At 68.1% G+C, this 16,704-nt stretch carries 21 protein-coding genes and 1 pseudogene; 16 read left to right on the forward strand and 6 right to left on the reverse strand.

Features of this window, described 5'->3' with window-relative positions; genetic code table 11:
- Window positions 1-303: 303 nt before the first annotated feature.
- Window positions 304-483 (forward strand): LamG-like jellyroll fold domain-containing protein, encoded by a 180-nt coding sequence (locus ABZ911_RS39920; protein WP_358068777.1) that lies wholly within the window; start codon window positions 304-306, stop codon window positions 481-483.
- Window positions 484-541: 58 nt separating this feature from the next.
- Here ABZ911_RS39920 and ABZ911_RS39925 read toward each other — a convergent pair whose 3' ends face one another.
- From ABZ911_RS39925 to ABZ911_RS39935, 3 genes are all read right to left on the reverse strand, one after another.
- Window positions 542-1,726 carry a CU044_5270 family protein gene (locus tag ABZ911_RS39925; RefSeq protein ID WP_358068780.1) on the reverse strand — a complete coding sequence of 395 codons (1,185 nt, stop codon included), beginning with the start codon at window positions 1,724-1,726 and terminating at the stop codon, window positions 542-544.
- Window positions 1,723-2,301: an RNA polymerase sigma factor gene (locus tag ABZ911_RS39930; RefSeq protein WP_358068783.1), complete on the reverse strand. Its 579-nt coding sequence runs from the start codon at window positions 2,299-2,301 to the stop codon at window positions 1,723-1,725. Before ABZ911_RS39930 ends, ABZ911_RS39925 begins: the two co-directional genes overlap by 4 nt.
- 116 nt (window positions 2,302-2,417) lie before the next feature.
- The gene (locus ABZ911_RS39935; RefSeq protein ID WP_358068786.1) at window positions 2,418-3,014 is read right to left on the reverse strand and encodes a recombinase family protein; all 597 of its coding nucleotides are present in this window, start codon (window positions 3,012-3,014) and stop codon (window positions 2,418-2,420) included.
- Between the two features lie 356 nt (window positions 3,015-3,370).
- Here ABZ911_RS39935 and ABZ911_RS39940 point away from each other — a divergent pair, with 356 nt between their 5' ends.
- The gene (locus ABZ911_RS39940) at window positions 3,371-3,682 is read left to right on the forward strand and encodes a hypothetical protein (protein ID WP_358068789.1); all 312 of its coding nucleotides are present in this window, start codon (window positions 3,371-3,373) and stop codon (window positions 3,680-3,682) included.
- Between the two features lie 22 nt (window positions 3,683-3,704).
- On the opposite strand, the gene ABZ911_RS39945 is transcribed toward ABZ911_RS39940, so the two are convergent.
- The gene (locus tag ABZ911_RS39945) at window positions 3,705-3,974 is read right to left on the reverse strand and encodes a hypothetical protein (RefSeq protein ID WP_358068792.1); all 270 of its coding nucleotides are present in this window, start codon (window positions 3,972-3,974) and stop codon (window positions 3,705-3,707) included.
- Window positions 3,975-4,788: 814 nt separating this feature from the next.
- Here ABZ911_RS39945 and ABZ911_RS39950 point away from each other — a divergent pair.
- The 8 genes and pseudogenes from ABZ911_RS39950 to ABZ911_RS39985 all read left to right on the forward strand — a co-directional run bounded on the left by ABZ911_RS39950 (window position 4,789) and on the right by ABZ911_RS39985 (window position 9,429).
- The gene (locus ABZ911_RS39950; protein ID WP_358068867.1) at window positions 4,789-5,049 is read left to right on the forward strand and encodes a MerR family transcriptional regulator; all 261 of its coding nucleotides are present in this window, start codon (window positions 4,789-4,791) and stop codon (window positions 5,047-5,049) included.
- A 57-nt stretch (window positions 5,050-5,106) separates the two neighbouring features.
- Window positions 5,107-5,478: a hypothetical protein gene (locus tag ABZ911_RS39955; protein WP_358068795.1), complete on the forward strand. Its 372-nt coding sequence runs from the start codon at window positions 5,107-5,109 to the stop codon at window positions 5,476-5,478.
- A pseudogene (locus ABZ911_RS39960) lies at window positions 5,471-5,722 on the forward strand (Tn3 family transposase); the annotation flags it as partial. The gene ABZ911_RS39955 and the pseudogene ABZ911_RS39960, both read left to right, overlap by 8 nt.
- A gap of 157 nt (window positions 5,723-5,879) precedes the next feature.
- A complete protein-coding gene (locus ABZ911_RS39965; RefSeq protein WP_358068798.1) occupies window positions 5,880-6,266 on the forward strand; it encodes a DUF4158 domain-containing protein in 387 nt (128 codons plus the stop codon).
- 33 nt (window positions 6,267-6,299) lie between these two features.
- Complete coding sequence (locus ABZ911_RS39970) at window positions 6,300-6,890, forward strand: RNA polymerase sigma factor (RefSeq protein ID WP_358068800.1); 591 nt, start codon at window positions 6,300-6,302, stop codon at window positions 6,888-6,890.
- On the forward strand, window positions 6,883-7,881 hold the full coding sequence (locus ABZ911_RS39975; protein ID WP_358068803.1) for a CU044_5270 family protein: 999 nt from the start codon (window positions 6,883-6,885) through the stop codon (window positions 7,879-7,881). The genes ABZ911_RS39970 and ABZ911_RS39975 overlap by 8 nt, the downstream gene beginning before the upstream one ends.
- A gap of 119 nt (window positions 7,882-8,000) precedes the next feature.
- The gene (locus tag ABZ911_RS39980) at window positions 8,001-8,603 is read left to right on the forward strand and encodes a recombinase family protein (protein ID WP_358068807.1); all 603 of its coding nucleotides are present in this window, start codon (window positions 8,001-8,003) and stop codon (window positions 8,601-8,603) included.
- 94 nt (window positions 8,604-8,697) lie between these two features.
- A complete protein-coding gene (locus ABZ911_RS39985; RefSeq protein ID WP_358068810.1) occupies window positions 8,698-9,429 on the forward strand; it encodes a Tn3 family transposase in 732 nt (243 codons plus the stop codon).
- Window positions 9,430-9,507: 78 nt separating this feature from the next.
- Here the strand turns inward: ABZ911_RS39985 and ABZ911_RS39990 are convergent, their stop codons facing one another.
- Window positions 9,508-10,941 (reverse strand): DHA2 family efflux MFS transporter permease subunit, encoded by a 1,434-nt coding sequence (locus ABZ911_RS39990; protein ID WP_358068813.1) that lies wholly within the window; start codon window positions 10,939-10,941, stop codon window positions 9,508-9,510.
- Between the two features lie 89 nt (window positions 10,942-11,030).
- Here ABZ911_RS39990 and ABZ911_RS39995 point away from each other — a divergent pair, with 89 nt between their 5' ends.
- From ABZ911_RS39995 to ABZ911_RS40020, 6 genes are all read left to right on the forward strand, one after another.
- A complete protein-coding gene (locus tag ABZ911_RS39995) occupies window positions 11,031-11,600 on the forward strand; it encodes a TetR/AcrR family transcriptional regulator (protein WP_358068816.1) in 570 nt (189 codons plus the stop codon).
- A 244-nt stretch (window positions 11,601-11,844) separates the two neighbouring features.
- Window positions 11,845-12,777, forward strand: coding sequence for a tyrosine-type recombinase/integrase (locus tag ABZ911_RS40000; RefSeq protein ID WP_358068819.1), 933 nt, complete (start codon window positions 11,845-11,847; stop codon window positions 12,775-12,777).
- A gap of 209 nt (window positions 12,778-12,986) precedes the next feature.
- Window positions 12,987-13,469: a hypothetical protein gene (locus tag ABZ911_RS40005; protein WP_358068822.1), complete on the forward strand. Its 483-nt coding sequence runs from the start codon at window positions 12,987-12,989 to the stop codon at window positions 13,467-13,469.
- Between the two features lie 162 nt (window positions 13,470-13,631).
- Complete coding sequence (locus tag ABZ911_RS40010) at window positions 13,632-14,978, forward strand: phage major capsid protein (RefSeq protein WP_358068824.1); 1,347 nt, start codon at window positions 13,632-13,634, stop codon at window positions 14,976-14,978.
- 69 nt (window positions 14,979-15,047) lie between these two features.
- Entirely contained in the window at window positions 15,048-15,470 is a 423-nt protein-coding gene (locus ABZ911_RS40015) for a thermonuclease family protein (protein ID WP_358068827.1), read from the forward strand.
- Window positions 15,467-15,931: a hypothetical protein gene (locus tag ABZ911_RS40020; RefSeq protein ID WP_358068830.1), complete on the forward strand. Its 465-nt coding sequence runs from the start codon at window positions 15,467-15,469 to the stop codon at window positions 15,929-15,931. Before ABZ911_RS40015 ends, ABZ911_RS40020 begins: the two co-directional genes overlap by 4 nt.
- Before the next feature lie 16 nt (window positions 15,932-15,947).
- On the opposite strand, the gene ABZ911_RS40025 is transcribed toward ABZ911_RS40020, so the two are convergent.
- The gene (locus ABZ911_RS40025; protein WP_358068833.1) at window positions 15,948-16,697 is read right to left on the reverse strand and encodes a hypothetical protein; all 750 of its coding nucleotides are present in this window, start codon (window positions 16,695-16,697) and stop codon (window positions 15,948-15,950) included.
- Window positions 16,698-16,704: the final 7 nt, after the last annotated feature.

The raw sequence follows: 16,704 nt of genomic DNA on the forward strand, positions 1-16,704 counted from the left end.
CACCCGCAGGCCAGAGCAGGCCACCACCCGCCCCATAAGCCGCAAAACCCGCCACCCCGTCGCAGCGCCCCGCTCACCGTCGGCTTCGCCATGCCCAACGGCCGGATCTCACTCCCCCACCAGCGGCCTGACACCACCCGGGCCTTCCCAGACACCCGCTCCACGGCCCCCAAACCAGGACGAACCCGATTCGGAAACCCCTGAAACAACAAGATCCCGCCCGATCGCGATGATCAGACGGGATCCCGTCAACTTCAATCCAGCCGTCTCAAGAACGGCCCTGCCGAGGTCAGGGAGGGATTCTTGCCCCGCGTTCGTCCAGATCTTGATCGTCGGCTTATTGGCGATGCCGGGGACCGGAACGCCCTTCTTCCCGAAACACGAGGGCGAAGGTTCGACGGCCTCATCGACGACGTCCGCATCTACAACCGAGCCCTCACCGCCACCGAGATCAAGACCGACATGAACGCGCCTGTCAACTGAGCCGTCCACCACGCGGCCCCCGGCCGCGCGCCCACCACCGCCGGGGGTCCGCACTCTTTCACTTCCCCTTCTTGCACCCCTTCGGGGGAGAAGCCGGCCGCCCGGTCCATCCCGACTCGGGGCCGCGGGCCTGGTAGCCCATGACCTCACCCTTAGTCGCCCCCAGAGCCGTGCGGGCCGCGTAGGAAACGGAGGAGAGTGTCTCCCCCGTCCCCGGGTCGAGGATCTGCCTGTGGTAGACCGGCAGATCCTTGCGCGGCTTGTTGGAGTACACCAGGGAGCCCCCCTCCCCACCCAAGTCGATGGATATGCCTTTTCTGCCCAGCGGGTCCGTCACCGTGCCCACGACCTTGGTGGTCGGCAGACCGGCCAGGACGCGGATGATCGCGGCGCGCTGGGCAGGGCTGAGCGGCATGCCCAGGAGGTTCACGGTGGTAGGCAGGAACTTCTCGAAAGGCTGCGTGAAGCCGCGGCCGTTCCAGATCTCGTGGTAGGCGCGAAGCTGCTTCATGAGCTCGGCCGGATCGGTGGGGATCGCCGCCAGATCGGCCATGGTGAAATTGCTGACCGTCGCGTCGGGATAGGTTCCCGTGGGATCCAATCTCAAGGTGTACCTGCAGTCCTTCGGCTCATCGGCGATCGGAATCGAATCGCACGGCCCGCTGTTCTCACAGTGCCCCTTGACCCGGGCGGGAGCTCCCGCCGCCCGCCAGGCGCGCTCGTCCTCGGCCGTGGCCGGGCGGGCGCTGACCTGCCGCCACACCTGCGTGAGCCCCAGATCCTTGGGGTCGCGTGGCTGCCAGGTCTCGTGGCGGCCGACCACCATGAGCGTGTAGCCGCCGCTGGACAGGTGGTTGCCGTCGAGGCTTACCTCGCGCCAGTAGGCGCCGCTCTCTGTGGGGAGTTTCTCGATCCTGTCGGCCAGGTCAAACAGCTCCTGGTTGGTCCTCGTGGGGCTGAGCACGGCAGGGGCCGATGCCAGGTTCGTCACCAGCGCGAAGACCAGGGCCACGATCGCCGCCGTGGACAGCGGCGCCCACAGGACCCACAGGCGGGACCGGGGCCGCGAGGCCGGTGCCGCCAGCAGGGTCCGTCTCGGGCGCGATGGCCTGCGCGAGGATTCTCCTGGTGCCTCGGCGGTGGCCATGAACAGCATGTCGTCAGCGGAGATGCGTGATCCGCGATCCAGCGAAGCCGGGCGGGCCATGGCAAGCAGGTGCATCGGGTCGGGCTTGCGGCTCATCGCAGTTTCCTTCCTGGAACGGTCACGGGCTTTCGGGATGCGGTGGTACCGGTGGCTTCGATCGCCGACTGCAGTCGACGGCGCGCTCGATGCAGGCGGACGAAGAAGACGGCCTTGGTACAGCCGAGTACCTCGGCCGCTTCCGTGGTGGACAGGCCATGCCAGGCGGTCAGGGTCAGGATCTCTTTGTCGGCTTCAGACAAGCCGACCAGGGCGCGGAGTACGGCGACGCGCTCGGTGGCGTGTTCGCCCACGTCGGCGACGGCCTCTTCCATCCACGTTCTCAGTTCGGCTTCCAGAGATTCACGCCGGGCGGCCTGCCGGAAGTTGTCGCGCAGAATGTTGCGAGCGACGCGGAGGAGCCATGGCAACTGCGCGTGGCCGGGGATGCTGTCCAGACGCCGCCAGGCCACCAGGAAGGTCTCGCTGACCACTTCCTCCGCGAGTTGATATCCGGCGCGACTTGCCGCATAGCCGTACACCCGCGCTTGGTAGGTGTTGTAGAGCGCGGTGAAGCGCTCATGGGGGTTTGGCAAGCCGGTTCCTTCGGTTGGGGACAAACGTTCATAGAGCAAGTGGTCCGAAGGAAGGCTTTCTTACATCCCGATTCCGCATCTTCCCAACAGTTCGACCTCGGGCCCCTACCAGGACCCGCCCCCGAGCGGGCCGACTGACCGACCCCGCGTCCCACCTACGGCCCCTCCGGGGCCTTCTTCTGCTGGCGGCGTACGGCGTCGCCCTTCAGGTGCCCGTACACCGTCGAGCGCGGCACCCCGAACAAGTCCGCGATCTGCTGGACGGTCTTGTCCCGCGTGTCGTACAGCTGCTGGGCGAGGGCGGCCTGGTCGGCGGTGAGCCTGGGTCGGCGTCCGCCGACCCGGCCGCGGGCGCGGGCGGAGGCCAGGCCGTCCATCGTGTTGGCCACGATCAGCTCGCGCTGCAGCTCGGCCAGGACCGACAGCATGCCGAACATCGCGCGGCCCTCCATCGTGTCGGTGTCGATGCCCTGCTCGATCACATGCAGGCCCACCCCGCGCATCCGCAGGTCCGCCCCGAGGGTGACCAAGTGCAGGACTGAACGCGACAGCCGGTCCAACCGGGTGACCTTCAGCGTGTCGCCCTCGCGCAGCAGCTTGAGAACCAGATCGAGGCTGGGCCGAGAAGCCTTGGCACCACTGGCCTTGTCCAGATGGATGTCGTTGCGGTCGACGCCCGCGCGCAGCAGCGCGTCGATCTGGTGGTCGGGGTTCTGGTCGGCGGTACTGATCCGCGCGTAGCCGAAGAGCACTGTCGAAATCTAATCCACGAACCGTTCACCGACATTGATTTTCGACACGAGTTATCGACAGCACTCACCTGCGGTTCCGTGATCGACCCGGCGAGTGTCGACAGACGACCGTTATTCGACACTGAGAGATGACCAACCTTGCGACCACACAGAGTAATGATAGCTACTCAGCGCTACTTTGCGGCTGGTGACATGGACCCGAGTGGGGGGCCTTGTACGGCAGCGACGGCGCACGGTAGCGACATGAACACCCGAAACGGGACGGTTCCGGGACCGTGGCAGGAAGTCAGGCCACGCGCACTTCGTCCCGCTACCGTGGGGCCGACCCGTCATCCCCTGGTGAGGTGCACAACCCCTTGACGGACACCAGCTCGACGCCGGGCGTGCACGAGGCGCTGGCCGTGATCGCCGAGACGGCGCGGGCCGCCTACGCCGACGGCTCCAACCTTCGGGTGCGCTCCTCCGGCATCGTCCACGCCGTCGCGATGACCGGCTGGCTCGGCGGGCACCGCATGCCCGGCCCGGCCTGCATGGTCGGCGTCAGCGGCTGGGACCCCGGCGCCGCCCACCCCGACCGCGGCGCGGTCACCTGCCGCCGCTGCCTCATCACCCACACCGAACCCGCCGACGAGCAACTGCAGCTGTTCACCACCGAAGAGCAGGTCTGATCAGTCGGTCGTCAGTCGGTCGTCAGTCGGTCATGGTCATCAGCTCGCCCATCGCGCGCAGCGCGTGCGCCTCCTTGGCGGCCTCCTGCAGCGCGGCCGCCGCCTTGATGAGCGCCTGCCCCGCGTCGGCCGCCTCCCCGTCGCCTCGTATCGGGTCGATCGGGGTGTGAGCGGCGGTGGCCATCCCGGACAGGGCGGCGGCCACCATCCGCATGACGCGGATCAGCGCGTCACCGGAGCCGACCTCGCCCTGGCGGGATCCGGGCAGAGATGCGGCGTTCCCGCTGGTCACGGCGCCACCGGAAGACTGCCGCGCCCGACACCGAAAATCTATACTCGCCGAAGTAGACATTCGTGGCCGCTGAGGCTAATGTTTCTCACATCGCAAGGACGGATCGACCGGGCAGCGGAAGTACTGGCACCACGATGAACTGCCCGGAGCAAGACGAAGTGGAAGCTGACGGCAGAAGGTCGGACGTGACGGGCCAGCGCAGTAGCAAGGGGCCCTGATCGTGGACGCGCTGCCACAGGTGAAGTTGCAGTAGCAGTTATGGCAGAAGGTCGGATGGGATGGGCCAGCGCAGTTTTAGGGGTCCTGACCATGGACGCGCTGCCGCAGGTGAAGTGGCAGTTGGTAGTTGGCGGAAGGTCGGACGTGACGGGCCAGCGCAGTAGCAAGGGGCCCTGATCGTGGACGCGCTGCCACAGGTGAAGTCGGACAGTAGGTCGCGAAGAGAGAATGAAGGGAGTGTTGAACGCCATCGGGATCGCCCGTTGCCGGCTGTGTCTCGCCGCTCGGGTACCGCAGTTCCACAGATAGGCAGGTGGTCTCCGGTCACGCATCCGCGATCCCCGCATCACCGCCGGACAGTACGGCGGACGCGGAAAACAGTAAACCGGCCAGAAGGCCGGTAGATGGTGTTGAACTCTTCGGGGCCCCGACGCGACACGCGTCGGGGCCCCCTGTGCGCGTATAGGGAAAGGATTGTATGGATCAACGTCGCTCGGCTGCCGGTGGAGACACGCTCGCTCACGGCAGGATCGCGGACACGGCCGGATCTACGGCCGAAGACCGGTTCGAGGATGAGGACTACCCTGCCTACAGCATGGGCGCGGCCGCGGAGATGCTCGGTGTCACGCCGACGTTCCTGCGGGCTCTGGGCGCCGCCCAACTGATCGAGCCGCTGCGCTCCGGCGGCGGGCACCGCCGCTACTCCCGCTACCAGTTGCGCCTGGCCGCGCGCGCCCGGGAACTCGTCGATCAGGGCACCCCGGTGGAAGCCGCCTGTCGCATCATCATCTTGGAGGACCAGCTCGCCGAGGCGCTGCGCATCAACAACGCGCGCGAGCGCCCGGCCGGACACTAGCCCCGGCGGTGTGAGAAGACCCGGCAGCGTGAGGCTGACCGGGTCTTGGAGACCGGGATGAGCCATCGGCCCGCAACTCGGCACCACGGCTACGGCGAGCCGCACAAAAGTCACGACGCCCCCACCACGGTCGTCGGCGACCATGACCCGTCCGGCCTGTCCATCCTGGACGCGGCCGCCGAAGACGTGCTCGCCTTCGTCGACCAACTCGGCGCCGCCGCCCCGACCATCACACGGCTGGCCGTGACACCTGAGCAGATCCGCCGCTACAACCTGCCGACCGCACCCCAGAAGGCCGCCGACCACCGCGGCGCCCACATGAGCGCGACCGTCCAGGCCGAGGCCCTGCCCCCCGACCAGCTCACCGCGATCCTCGCCAGCGCCCTCGACCGAGTTCAACAAGCTCGACATCGCCTCGGTCTGGGGTGATGGCAAGGCCGTGGCCGCCGACGGCTCCCAGATCGAGACGTGGGAGAACAATCTCCTTGCGGAGAGCCACATTAGGTATGGAGGTTATGGAGGTTTGGCCTACAGACACATCTCCAATACCTATGTGGCGCTTTTCTCCCATTTCATCCCATGTGGCGTGTGGGAGGCGGTCTACATCATCGAAGGGCTGTTGAAGAACGCCTCGGAGATCCAGCCCGACACCATCCATGCGGACACTCAAGGGGGTCAGCCCACATAAGCCTAAAACCCACATTGGGATGATCTTGAACGGGCGAGCGGGTGGGTTGATAAAGCTGTGATCTTCTTCGTCTGTTGCGCCCGTGTTCGTCTCGCTACGGCGTGTCTTGTCCGTTGGCTGGGTGAGCCGGGAGGCACGTGCGGTGACGTCCGTCGAGCGGACCGCCTATCGGGTGTTCCCGCGCTTGATGATGACGCGCGAGCTGTACCTCTTCTACTCCCCCTCGCAGGAGGAGCTGGCGTGGGCGCGGGAGAAGACCGACACCGATGAGCACCTGCTGGCGCTGACGCTCGCGCTCAAGTGCTTTCAGCGGCTGGGCCGCTTCGCCAAGGCCCGCGAGATGCCGCCCGTGGTGGTGGAGCACGTACCCGCGCGGACGGGCAGGACCCGCTCGGAGCCCAGGCGTTCTGCTGCGGTGTCGAGGCGGACCTGGTCGCGACCGGTGATGACGACGTACGCGCCCTCATCGAGAAGCCCGCCAGGTCCGGACCTGATGGCGGGAACCGGTCGGTCGCGAGCGGGTAAGTAGGGGTGTCCCATCCGTGAGCCGAGAGGCCAGAGCATGTCAGAAACGAGCCCCGCCGATTCCGCCGTCATCACGCGGTCCCGGCAGGAGCCCGAGGTGTTCGCGGAGATCTTCCGCAGACACGCGCCTGAGATCAAGAGATTCGTCGTCCGCCGCCTCGGACTCGACGTCGCCGAGGACGTGGTGGCGGAGACCTTTCTCGCCGCCTTCCGCCAACGCGGCCGCTACGACCTGGTCAGGCACAGCGCCCTGCCCTGGTTGTACGGCATAGCGACCAACCTCATCGGCCGCCACAAGCGCACCGAGGCCAGGCAGCTGAACCTGCTGGCTCGCACCGGTGTGGACCCGGTTACCGAACCCTTCACCTCGCGCAGCGACGAGCGGCTGAGCGCTCAGGCCGTGCGGCAGCGCCTGGCCGCCGCACTTGCCGCGCTGCCCGCCGGGCACCGCGACGTGCTGCTCCTGGTGACCTGGGGCGGCCTCAGCTACACCGAAGCCGCCGAGGCGCTCGGCATACGCGTCGGAACGGTCCGCTCGCGCGTCAACCGGGCCCGCGCGAAGATCCGGAAGGAACTGGGCGGGACCGACCCCACAGCACTCGTCATCGAGGAGGTTCGCCATGGATGAGCTGGCCCAGCTCAACAGCTTCCGCTCCGAGGTCCCCGCGCAGGAGGACCTGCGCGCCGAGGCGGAGCGCCTGATGGCCGGCATATCGGCCCCGGCCCGCTCCGGCTTTCGCCGACTCGCACTGCGCGCCGCATTGGCAGGGGGTCTGGCGGCCGCGGTGGGAACGGCGGTGTTCGTCGTCCAGAGCCCGCCCGCCCCGGTGCCGCCTCCGCCGATGATCCGCACGGTCGCGGCCGTGGAGGTGCTGTCGCGGGCGGCCGAGCATGCCGGCAGCCGTCCGGAGCTGCATCCCAGGCCCGGCCAGTTCCTCGTCTATGAGTCGCAGAGTATGGGCACGTCCGGAGGGGACGGGGGGGTCTGGCTGTCGCGCTCCAAGCGCACGATCTGGCTGCCGGTCGAGGGCAGCGCGGTCAAGGGAGTCCTGCAGGAGGAGCTCTTGGCGCCGCTGCCGTATCCGGGGCACACGCTCCCGCCGGCCGCACGAGCGGAGCAGGCGCTGGTGGGCAAGCCCGGCCGTCCGGATCGGGCGGCCGACTTCGATGACCGCGCCGAGTTCCTGCGCAACGACTACGCCTACGTCAGCAAGCTGCCAACCGACACCGACGGCATGCGCAAGCACCTCTACACGCAGGTGCCCAACGACGGGTTGCAGGACTACGAGGCGTGGAACCGGGTCGGCGGGCTGCTCGATGAGTCCTATCTGCCCGCCGCGCAGCGGGCCGCGCTCTTCCGCGCGGCGGCCACGATTCCCGGGGTGGTGACGGTGAAGGAGGCGCAGGACGCCGCGGGGCGCAAGGGCATAGCCGCGGCGATCGTCTCGCCCAACGGAGTCAGGGAGGAGTACATCTTCGACCGGAAGACCTACGACTATCTCGGACGCCGGGGAGTGGTCGTGGACGCGAAGCTGGCCGATGCTCCGGTGGGGAGCGTGGTGTCGTCGAGCGCGCAGTTGAAGGTGAGCGTCGCCGACAGCGCGCCGATCGTGGAGTAGACGGCACGATGGGGCTCGGGCAGGCGGCATGGCAGGGACCGTCTGCCCGATCGACGCATCACGGCTGCCGTATCGTCTGGAAAAGTGGACGTTTCTGGACATCGCCGAGAGGGTGGCTGATGACCGTCTGGGCATACGCACGAGTCTCGACGCGTGACCAGAACCCGCAGCTTCAGCTTGATGCCCTGGCGGCCAGCGGCTACGACGAGCTGGTCATGGAGAAGGAGTCGGGCAAGCGCGGTGTCGCGCGGCCGGAGTGGGAGGCGCTCCTGGCGCTTCCGCAGGCGGGCGACGCCCTGAAGTTCTGGAAGTCCGACCGGTGGGGCCGCTCGGCGGGGCACGTGCTGACCACGGTCAATGATCTCCGCGACCGCGGCATCGCGGTGGTGTCGCTGACGGAGAACTTCGATCTGGACACCAAGGAGGGCCGGTTCATGTTCGCGGTCCTGGCCGCTGCCGCGGAGTATGAACTGGAGCTGCGCGCCGAGCGCCAGGCCGAGGGGATCGCCGCCGCCAAGCGCCGCGAGGCTACCGGTGCCATGCTGCCCGGCAAGAAGAAGACCGGCCGGCCCCGCGCTATCGGCCCCGCCGAACTGGCCACACTGCGCCGCCTGATCGACGACGGCGTCTCGGTCACCGAGGCCGCCCGCACCCTCAAGATCGGCCGCTCCACCGCCTACGAGGCCCTGGCGGATGCGCACACGCCGAAGTCCACACCGTAAGGAAACCGAGACCTTCAGATTCCTCTCAAGGGCTTCGTTGGCCGCCGATCAGCGGAACACCGTTCATGATCCACTCAATGTGGGTTTTGGGCTTATGTGGGCTGACCCCCCTCAAGGCCAGTCGCTGCCGGTCTTCGGGCTCGCCGCGCTCATGGGCTTCGACCTGCTGCCCCGTATTCGCAACTGGCACGACCTGATCTTCTACCGGCCCACCCCGGGCACCCGGTACCAGCACATCGATTCGCTGTTCGGCGATGAGGTGATCGATTGGACTCTCATCGAGACCCACTGGACGGACCTACTCCGTACCGCGATCTCGATCCGGGAGAACCGGCTGTCCTCAGTGACTCTGCTGCGCCGCCTGGGCAACCACTCTCGCAAGAACCGGCTCTACCGAGCCTTTCGCGAGCTCGGCCGCGCGGTCAGGACGATCACGCTCTTGCGGTATTTGTCGGATCCAGACCTTCGCGAGCAGATCACCCAGGTCACCAACCGAAACGAGTCCTTCCACAACTTCGCCGACTGGCTGATGTTCGGTGGCAAGCTCATCGGCCACAACGACCCCGACTACCAAGAGAAGATCATCAAGTTCAACGAGCTGCTGGCCAACTGCGTCATTTACTCGACCGCTCAGGACATCACGGACGCGGCCAACGCCATCGCCGCCGACGGCCACCCCGTCGACCTCGATGACCTGGCCACCATCTCGCCCTACATCACCCACGTCATCCGCCGGTTCGGCAACTGGATCCTCAACCTGACCCCGCCGGCCGCCAACCCCACCACCCGACTCGACCTCGAGTCCCAAGTCCTCTTCGCCCCATAACCGGCGGCTCGCTCGCCGCTCCCGGTGTTCTTCGGCACCGGAGGGCTGCGGATGACCCAGCAGGTCTACGCCGAGCGCTCAAGACGTGGGCCGACTGGAAGGGGCTGTCAGCGGCGGCTCACTGACTGCTTGGCCTCCTGACTGTTCGGCCCGGACGCCCCTCGGCGTCCGGGCCGCGGTCAGCCACAGGCCGGTGAATACGGCGCAGGCCAGCGTCACGGCACCCGCCGCGAGGAAGGCGCTGTTGAGGCCGGATTCGAAGGAGGCTCCGCCGGTCTCCCGGGTGTGGACGATCGCCCCGAGCACCGCCACGCCGAGCACCGCGCCGATCTGCCGGGTGGTGCTGCTGACGCCCGAGGCGAGGCCGCCCTCCTGCGGGCTGACCGCCTGGATGGCGGCCCCGGTCAGCGGCGACATGGTGAGAGCGAACCCGACGCCGGCGACCGCCAGCCGCCACCACACGTTCCCGTAGCCGGTATCGGCGTGGACGAAGCCCAGCGCCAGCAGCCCCAGCCCGGCCAGCGCCAGGCCGATGCTGACGACGACACGGAAGCCGTACCTGGCCGCGAACCGGCCCGCGTACGGGCTGACGATCACCATGGCCAGCGAGACGGGCAGGGTTTGCAGCCCGGCGACCAGGATCGAAGTGCCCTGGACGTAGACGAAGAACTGGGAGAAGAAGAACGACGACCCCATCAGCGCGAACCCGACCACGACCATCGCCGTGTTGGACACCGTGAACAGCCGCTGACGGAACAGCCGCAGCGGCAGCATCGGCGTCGGCACACGAGCCTCGACCACGACGAACGCGGCCAGGAGCACCAGCCCGGCGGCGAAGCTGCCCAGGATCACCGGCGAGGTCCAGCCTCGGGAACCGCCCTCGATCAGGCCGTAGGTCACAGCGCCCACACCAGCGGCGGACAGGACCGTGCCGGGGACGTCGATCGGCGGCGCGCTCGGGTTGCGGGACTCTCCCAGCACGCGCAGCCCGGCCAGCAGCAGGACCGCCCCGATGGGCACGTTGACCAGGAAGATGGCGGGCCAGCCGAAGGACTCCACCAGGATCCCGCCCGCCAGCGGTCCGGCGGCCAGGCCGATGCCGCTGAACCCGGCCCACAACCCGATCGCTCTGACGCGCTCCTGCGGGGCGGGATACGCGGCGGTGAGCAGCGCAAGTGAGGCGGGGCTCAGCGCCGCGGCCCCGACGCCCTGCAGCACCCGCCCGGCGATCAGCCAGCCGATCGAGGGCGCGAGCGCACACACCACCGACGCGGCCGTGAACACCACCACCCCGGCCAGGAACACCCGTCTGCGGCCGAACCGGTCGGCGAAGACGCCGCCCGACAGCAGCAGCATGGCCACCAGCAGCACGTAGGCGTCGACGATCCACTGCAGGCCGGTCAGCCCGGTGTGGAGCCGCTGCTGTATGTCGGGCAGGGCGGCGCCGACGATCGTGTTGTCGAGCAGCACCATGAACTGACCTGCGCAGGTCAGGGCGAGCAACGCTTTCACGTACGTCCCTCCTAAAAGCAGTTTATGACTGCGTTAACATAGGCCCTCGACGGCTCTAACGCAAGTCTCGACTGCGTTAAGGTAGGAGCATGGATGAGCAGGGGCGGGCCAGGCGGCCCGGCGGGCGCAGCGCCCGGGTCCGCGCGGCAGTGCACCAGGCCGTCACCGAGCTGGTCAGGGAGCGCGGCTACGGAAACTTCACAGTCGGCGACATCGCGGCCCGCGCGGGCGTGGCCGACACCAGCCTCTACCGCCGGTGGGGCAACCTCCAAGCCCTGCTCAGCGATGTGCTGCTGACCCGGCTCAACGCGCAGTCGCCGATGCCTGACACCGGCAGCCTGGCCGGCGATCTGCGGGCCCACGCCGCCAACGTGGCCCGCGAGGTCACCGGACCCGACGGCCTGGCGCTGGTGCGGCTGACCATCGCGCTGTCAGGCGAGGGTCAGCAGGGCCTTCAGGCGCGCGACGAGCTCCTGGCCGACCGCACCAGGCAGTTGCAGGCCATGCTCGACCGCGCCCGCGGCCGCGGCGAGGACCCGCCTGACGTACTGGAGGTGCTGGACCATCTCCTGGCGCCGATCTACATGCGCGTCCTGTTCGGCGCGGGCTCGCTCACCCCTGACTACCTCGACGGGTTGGTCGACCGGTTGCTCGCCTGATCCAGTCCGTCGCGCTGCGGAACAGCCGCTACCTGTCGACCGCCGTCGGCGAGCTACGCCCCCATCACTACTTGTGGCTGGGGGTCAGTTTCGGGAATAGGATGCCGAGTTGGTTGCGGGATAACGTTCGTTATCTGGCAAGATAGCGATCAACGACGTAGCGCGAGCTGGGCGACCACCGTCCGGCGCGCACGCTTCGTATCCGGGTTATCTGGCAACTCGGCGGATGGTGGAGGCGTACCGCATGGATCCGGTCATCGCCGAGCAGCTCGGCCGTGCCCACCCGCTCGCCCGCCATCTCGACGACTTCCTCACCGACCTGGCCAACGCCAGCACCTCACCGCACACCCGGCGCGCCTACCGCGGCGACCTGATCGCTTTTGCCGCCCACCACGGCGAGGAGATTGGCGAGCTGACCGCGACGCCGATCCGCGCCTACCTGGCCGAGCTCGCCGAGCTGTCGCCGGCCAGCCGCAAGCGCAAGCGCGCCGCGATCGCCTCCTTCACCAGATGGGCGGTTCGCCACGACCTCCTGGGTGCCAACCCGATGGATCGGATCGACACCGTCAAGGTCCCGAAGGCCCTGCCACGCCCGGCCGCGGCCGCCGACGTGGCCAAGGTCCTCGCGGTGATCTGCTCGCGGCGGCCGCGCAAGGACGTGCCGTTGGACCGGTTGCGCGACCGGGTGCTGTTCGAGACCGCCTACGTGTGCGGCGCCCGCGCCTCGGAGGTCTGCGGGCTGTACGTCGAAGACCTGGACCTTCGCCTGGACGACGAACACGTCCGCATCCACGGCAAGGGCGGCAGCGTGCGCACCGTGCTGCTGGACGATCGCGGCTACGTCGCTCTGCTCAAGCTCTACCTGGCCCGCGCCGGCTACACCGCCGGGCCGCTGTTTCGCGCCTCCATCAACGGCCGCGGTGGTCCGCTGTCCTACGACGCCGCCCACCACCGCTGGCAGAGCTACTGCGCCGCTGCACGTGTCGAGATCGACATTCACCAGCTGCGCCACGCCCACGCCACCGAGCTCATCAACGCCGGCGTCTCCATCGAGGCCGTGCGCCGTCGTCTCGGCCACGCTTCTGCCGAGACCACCCAGCTGTACGCGCTGCTGGACGACAAGGTCACCGACGCCGAGATCCGCGCAGCCCGACGACGCCGAACCGCCGGGCGATGAACCGACGGATCACCAATACCCACAACCAAGATCATTCTCATCGATAGCCGCTGTCCGCAGGTTCCCCAGCCCCGTGGAAGTCGCCGACGGCGAGTTGGTCACTGAGGCCGCCCGCACGCTCAAGATCGGTCGCTCAACTGCGTACGAAGCGCTGGCTCAACGCTGACCTGCGGTTATGTCGTCCCGCGGCCCGTTTCTGCCGTATTCCGGTGGCACCCGCGATCGACGTCGCCTTCGCCGATGTGCACCTGGTGGTGGGCGGGGACGTCACCGCCTTTGCGCTCGGCGAAAGCCTGGACGGCGACGAGACGCGCTCGGATACCGCTGCGGCAGCCCGGCTGGTGGATGACGCCGCCCATGCCGTGAAGGCGCTCATCGACCGCCGCGGCGGCGTGGAGGTGAAGGCCGGGCAGGTGCTGTCGGGGGTGAACTTCCGCAAGCTGATGACGGCGCTCACCGCGATCAGCGACGTGCTCAAGTCCGCCGGCCACAACCCCGAGCACGCGACCGAGAACCCCGACGACGAGCTGGAGCCGATGCCGCCCGAGGCGCCCATCCAGCCCGACAGCACCGCACCGTCCGCGCTCCCGACCGGCGTCAAGGCCCTCCCCCGCGACGAGGAGACGCTGACGTTGGAGGAGTTTCGCCAGGGCATGGATCTGCTCGCCGACGTGTACGCGGACCTGTCGTGATCGGCGCGAATGCCGACTTTCACGGCTTAGCGGTCGAGCTGTGACGTAAACACCCCGCCTGTGATCCAGTCCCTGTCGACGGGGGTCCGATGTCCCGGTGCTGACCGGGCGTGCGCAACCCGCACCACACGCACGCACATGTCAGCACAGGGGGAACCAGTCATGACCACCACGGTCGACAACGCTCGCGTCCGCGAGCTCAAGAGCGCGCTCAAGGCCAAGGCCGAGCAGGTGCAGAGCATCTCCGCCTCGTTCAAGGACGAGACCGGCAAGGGCCACATGGTCGTCTCCACTGAGCAGGCCGCCGACTACCGCAAGGCGCTGGGCGCCATGCGGGAGATCAAGGCTCTCATCGAGGAGGAGACCGAGACCGCGTCGGCGTTCGCCTACCTCGACGAGCCCGAGGCGCCCTCCGTGGCCGCGCAGATCAACGCCGGACACGAGACCAAGAGCCACAGGCGGCTCGTCGAGGCCAAGAGCCTGTCGGACCACTTCCTGGACTCCGAGGCGTTCCGGGAGATGAAGGCGGACGGCTTCAACCGTCTCGGCCGCGCCCACATCATCGGCGAGTCGGTGTACGACCTGGAGAAGAAGGACATCTTCACCGCGTCCGGCGGCACCATCGACATCAACGGGTTCGGGCACGCCGAGAACGCCGGCATGCAGGAGCGCATGCTGCGCCCCGGCCGGGTCAGGGATCTGTTCCCGGCGGTCCGCACGACCGCGAACATGATCCACTTCATGCGGCACATGGGCTTCGTCAACAACGCGCGACCGGTGGCCGAGCGAGTCGCCGCCGATGACGTCTCCCCCGCCACCGGCCTGCCCACCGACCGGTTCGGGCGGGCGCCCCGCTCGAAGTCGAGCTTCAAGCCGTTCCGGGCGCCGATCATCAACATCCGCCACATGCAGGACGCCCACAAGAACGTCCTGGACGACGAGCCTCAGCTTCGTGACCTGCTCGACCGCGACATGGTCGACGGCGTCAAGATGGAAGAGGACTGGCAGATTCTGTTCGGCGACGGTGAGGGAGACAACCTCGAAGGGCTGTTCAACACCCCGGGCGTCCAGGAGTACACCGGCCTGGCCACCGACCGGATGTCCGCGCAGGTTCGCCGCGCCGCCACCCTGTCCATGCTGAGCTGGTTCCAGCCCAACGGCGTCGTCCTGCACCCCTACGACTTCGAGGAATTCGAGCTCGAAAAGGACGCCAACGGCAACTACATGGTGGCCACGTCCATCGCGCTCGGCGGCGAGAAGCGCGCGTGGCGAATGAAGCTCATCGACACCTCCGCCATGGTCGAGAAGCGGTTCGTGCTCGGCAGCTTCGGCTACGGCGCCAAGCTGTACGACCGCGCGCAGACCACCGTGTCGATCTCGACTGAGAACTCCGACAACATCGAGCGGTCGGCCATCACGATCGTCGCGGAAAGCCGCGTCGGATTGGCCGTGCCCAGGCCGGAGAGTTTCATCATCGGCCAGTTCACCGACTACGTCGCCACTCCGTGACCTGTGAGTGGGTGAGGTAGGCCAGGCGGACGGGGACACAAGCCCCGGCCGCCTGCCACATTCCCGGGCATGACCAAGACCGTGACGGCGCGAACCGTACCAGACCTGTACACCTACTCCGCGATCGTCGAGCGTGTCGTCGACGGCGACACGTTCGTTCTGATGGTTGACGTAGGGTTCGGCGTCTACACCAGCCAGCGGGTGCGGCTGGTCGGCGTGTACGCGCCGGAACTCGGCACCCCCAGGGGAGAGGCCGCCGCCGAGTTCGCGGGGGCGTGGCTGGCCAAGCACGGCCCCAAGCTGCTGGTGCGGACCCTGAAGGACCGCAAGGAGCGATACGGCCGCTACCTCGCTCGGGTGGAGTCGGCGGCGACCGGAGAGGACCTGGGCGAGACACTGATCGCCGCCGGGCACGCTTCGACGCTACCGGGGCAGGCCAGCGGGTCGAGCCGAGACGTAAGCCCTGGCGGGGCTGCATCCTCTGCGGCGTGACTCAAGCGCGCACCAAAATTGATGTGGCCAAGGCCGCCCACCTCTACGAGCAGGGGTGGCGGCTGAGGCCGCTTGCCCGTCATCTCGGCTGCTCGTTCCAGCGGCTGTCCGTACACCTTCGCCTGGCGGGGGTGCAGATGCGCACCCCCGCCAGCCCGAGAGCCTTTCGCCTGCCGGTAGGCGAGCGGCGCGACGCGATCGTGGCAGCCGTCAGGGCGGGCAAGCCGGTGCAGCGGATCGTGAAGGAGCACCGCACCACCAGCAGGTCGGTTCGGCTGGTGGCCGAGCAGGCGGGCCTGCACGTGCCCGCGCCGCGCGGACGGCTGGATCGGGCGGAGGTGCAGCGGCTGTTCAAGGAGGAGAAGCTGTCTCGGCGGGAGATCGCCGAGCGCACAGGGTTCGGCTACGGGACGGTCGCCTCGGCGTTGCGGGAGCTGGGGCTGGCCCACTACCCAAGTTGAATGCGTAGGTCTCGGCTTACTCGGTGAATCCGTGCTGCTGCAGCCTGGTGACGAGGTCGTTCATGTTCTTCGGCTCCAGCCAGGCGGCGCCACCGACATTGAGCGGCTCCCTGCCGCCTACGAGCGCGGTCTGGTCCCCTGAGGCGCGGGCTTTAAGCTCCGGGTCCTCCAGCACGATGCCTTGGGGCGGCACGGACATCAGCCTCGCTCGCCCGGGAAGCGCGTCACCGGTGTTGCGGACCTTTCCAAGCGCGTTCTTGGGGAACTCGTTCGGAAACACGAGGATGCGGGTGCCGGACGGCATCGCGGTGGAGAAGTCCTGGACGCTGTTTTCGGGCTTCCACTGGTCGACTGGGACCGCGTCGTCGCGGATGACTGCGCCTTGGTCGAGGGCGATGTACACGAGCCCGTCCGCGAGCGAGGAACGGCCGGCAACGCCCTTGAGCGGTTCGGTGATGCGGACGCGGAGCACTACCCGGTAGTCCAGGGGGCCGTTCGGGTAGCTCTCCAGGATCGGTCCTTGCTGCCAGCCGTCGATGACACCGGCGGCGACGATAGGCAACTTGGCAGCGAGTTCTTCGGGCGATTCCGCGGCAGGGAAGTCGCTTTCCACGACGCGCAGCGGGGAGGTGTCGAGCGAACCCTTCTGCTCTGCGGCGGCGGCGGCGGGCGCGGCGCCTCGCTGTGCTGGTTGCGCCGGGGTGCTGGTGCCGCACGCGGTCACGGCGGCGGCTAAGGCCAGAGCGGCGACGAACTGCTTGCTCACGGGGGAT

The sequence above is a fragment of the Nonomuraea sp. NPDC046570 genome (assembly GCF_040645915.1).
Classification (GTDB): Bacteria; Actinomycetota; Actinomycetes; order Streptosporangiales; family Streptosporangiaceae; genus Nonomuraea.

Excerpts from the sequence above, each read along its gene's own strand:
- ABZ911_RS39925 (WP_358068780.1), bottom strand. The coding sequence starts at position 1,726 with ATGAGCCGCAAGCCCGACCCGATGCACCTGCTTGCCATGGCCCGCCCG.
- ABZ911_RS39975 (WP_358068803.1), top strand. The coding sequence starts at position 6,883 with ATGGATGAGCTGGCCCAGCTCAACAGCTTCCGCTCCGAGGTCCCCGCG.
- ABZ911_RS39950 (WP_358068867.1), top strand. The coding sequence starts at position 4,789 with ATGGGCGCGGCCGCGGAGATGCTCGGTGTCACGCCGACGTTCCTGCGG.
- ABZ911_RS39955 (WP_358068795.1), top strand. The coding sequence starts at position 5,107 with ATGAGCCATCGGCCCGCAACTCGGCACCACGGCTACGGCGAGCCGCAC.
- ABZ911_RS39985 (WP_358068810.1), top strand. The coding sequence starts at position 8,698 with ATGTGGGCTGACCCCCCTCAAGGCCAGTCGCTGCCGGTCTTCGGGCTC.
- ABZ911_RS40010 (WP_358068824.1), top strand. The coding sequence starts at position 13,632 with ATGACCACCACGGTCGACAACGCTCGCGTCCGCGAGCTCAAGAGCGCG.
- ABZ911_RS40015 (WP_358068827.1), top strand. The coding sequence starts at position 15,048 with ATGACCAAGACCGTGACGGCGCGAACCGTACCAGACCTGTACACCTAC.
- ABZ911_RS39970 (WP_358068800.1), top strand. The coding sequence starts at position 6,300 with ATGTCAGAAACGAGCCCCGCCGATTCCGCCGTCATCACGCGGTCCCGG.
- ABZ911_RS39995 (WP_358068816.1), top strand. The coding sequence starts at position 11,031 with ATGGATGAGCAGGGGCGGGCCAGGCGGCCCGGCGGGCGCAGCGCCCGG.
- ABZ911_RS40000 (WP_358068819.1), top strand. The coding sequence starts at position 11,845 with ATGGATCCGGTCATCGCCGAGCAGCTCGGCCGTGCCCACCCGCTCGCC.
- ABZ911_RS39980 (WP_358068807.1), top strand. The coding sequence starts at position 8,001 with ATGACCGTCTGGGCATACGCACGAGTCTCGACGCGTGACCAGAACCCG.